This is a genomic window from Frankia sp. CcWB2 (assembly GCF_977927585.1).
The window spans coordinates 20,426-21,882 of record NZ_CDWRCM010000007.1 but is presented as its reverse complement, the minus strand read 5'-3'; the positions used below and the strand labels follow the sequence as shown (position 1 = coordinate 21,882).

3 protein-coding genes and 1 pseudogene are annotated in these 1,457 nt (G+C 68.4%); 2 read left to right on the top strand and 2 right to left on the bottom strand.

The features are described 5' to 3' along the window. Window positions 1–171, top strand: a 171-nt coding sequence (locus tag ACY45C_RS01925) for a Bax inhibitor-1/YccA family membrane protein (protein ID WP_462185962.1), incomplete at its 5' end; no start/stop codon positions are given. 98 nt (window positions 172–269) lie between these two features. Here the strand turns inward: ACY45C_RS01925 and ACY45C_RS01920 are convergent. After that, window positions 270–680, bottom strand: a complete 411-nt coding sequence (locus ACY45C_RS01920) for a PPOX class F420-dependent oxidoreductase (RefSeq protein WP_462185950.1) — start codon at window positions 678–680, stop codon at window positions 270–272. Window positions 681–837: 157 nt separating this feature from the next. Further along, window positions 838–1,065, bottom strand: a complete 228-nt coding sequence (locus ACY45C_RS01915) for a DUF4287 domain-containing protein (RefSeq protein ID WP_011438288.1) — start codon at window positions 1,063–1,065, stop codon at window positions 838–840. A 199-nt stretch (window positions 1,066–1,264) separates the two neighbouring features. On the opposite strand from ACY45C_RS01915, the pseudogene ACY45C_RS01910 reads away from it, so the two are divergent. After that, window positions 1,265–1,457 (top strand): annotated as a pseudogene (locus ACY45C_RS01910) (hypothetical protein); the annotation flags it as partial.

Sequence of the window (1,457 nt, the reverse complement as noted above, 5' to 3'; positions counted from 1 at the left end):
GTGCTCGGCGTCGCGAGCCTGCAGTTCATCCTCGCCTTCGACTACATCGAGCGGGCGATCGAGTCCCATGCGCCGCGTTCCGAGGCGTGGCGGGCGGGATTCGGCCTGCTGATCGGCTTCGTCTGGGTCTACCTGGAGATGCTGCGCCTGCTCTCCAAGCTGCGGCAGTAGCGCGCGGGTCCGTCGTGGGGCCGAGGCCCCGCCGACGATCAGGTCAGGGCGGGCAGGGTCAGGGCGCTCTTATGCAACGGTGTCCTCAAGCCTGGTCCTCAGCCGGAGACGTCCGGCCCCGCCGACCGCGGAGTGATCTGGATGATGCATCGCTGATCGCGGATCATCGCCGCCCGGTAGTTGTCCCAGTCGGGATGCTCACCCGCGATGTCTCGGTAATAGGCGATCAGGAGGTCCATCGCCGCCGGTAGCCGGATGACTTCGGCGGTTCCGTTGATCTGCACCCAGGGCCCGAAGAACTCATCGGGGAACACACAGATCCGTACGGTCGGATCCCGCTCGATGTGGCGGACCTTGTAGGCGGTGAGCCGGCTGCTGATCTGCAGATGCCCGTCGGTATCCACCCCGACGGTCACCGGTGACATCTGGGGCGTGCCGTCCCGGCGGGTGGTGCTGAGTACCGCCCGGTGATGATCGCGTACGAACTCCGTGGCTGCGTCGAGGTCCATGTAGTCATTGTGATGTGCCCGGTGGCCGACCCGGCGCGTCAACGGTGCGGACCGCGTCCGCGTCCCGCGCCGGGTACCCGCGCCTTACCTCGATACCTCACCGGGCGGCCGAGCCTGCGCGCTCGACGCTGCCGAGGTGCCGACGCTGCCGAGGTGCCTACGCGCGGATCGCCCGCCGCCGCAGATCGGCCTCATGGACCAGGGCCGCCGCATAGCAGTGCGGCAGGTCGTGCTCGGCCCGCAGCCAGTTGACGCGCTCCGCGAAGCGGAGCAGGCCGGGTCCGTCGTCGAGCCGATCGAGCCAGTGGTTCACGTCGTGGCCGGTTGCCTTCGGTATCCGTTCGATGAGGATCTGGTGGGTCTGGGCGGAGCGGTTCAGCGACATGCGCGCCTCCTGAGATGAAACCCGACGTCAACGGACCATGTCTGGAGGGTGCCCTATACCATAGTAGAGAGCAAGACCCGTTCCCGTCATCGTCAGGTATCCTGCCCGGATGTCCGACGAGGTCCGTGATCTCACCCGTGAGGTCGGCCTGCTGATTCACCGCCTTCGGTGCTGGTCCGGGTCATCATGGGATGTTCCGGTGGAATCCGGTGGCACCAGGGCGGAGCGGGCCGTTCGGCTGCTCGACGAACTGGCGTCGCTCGGCGAGCGGGCCGGCACGGGAGTGCCGGCCGGCGCTCGTCCACCGCGGCTGGCGCCGCACGCCCTGACCGACCAGCTCGCGGTCCTCGCCGACGATCTGGTCGCCGCGATCTCGGTGTCCGGTGCGGCGG

Excerpts from the sequence above, each read along its gene's own strand:
- ACY45C_RS01920 (WP_462185950.1), bottom strand. The coding sequence starts at position 680 with ATGGACCTCGACGCAGCCACGGAGTTCGTACGCGATCATCACCGGGCG.
- ACY45C_RS01915 (WP_011438288.1), bottom strand. The coding sequence starts at position 1,065 with ATGTCGCTGAACCGCTCCGCCCAGACCCACCAGATCCTCATCGAACGG.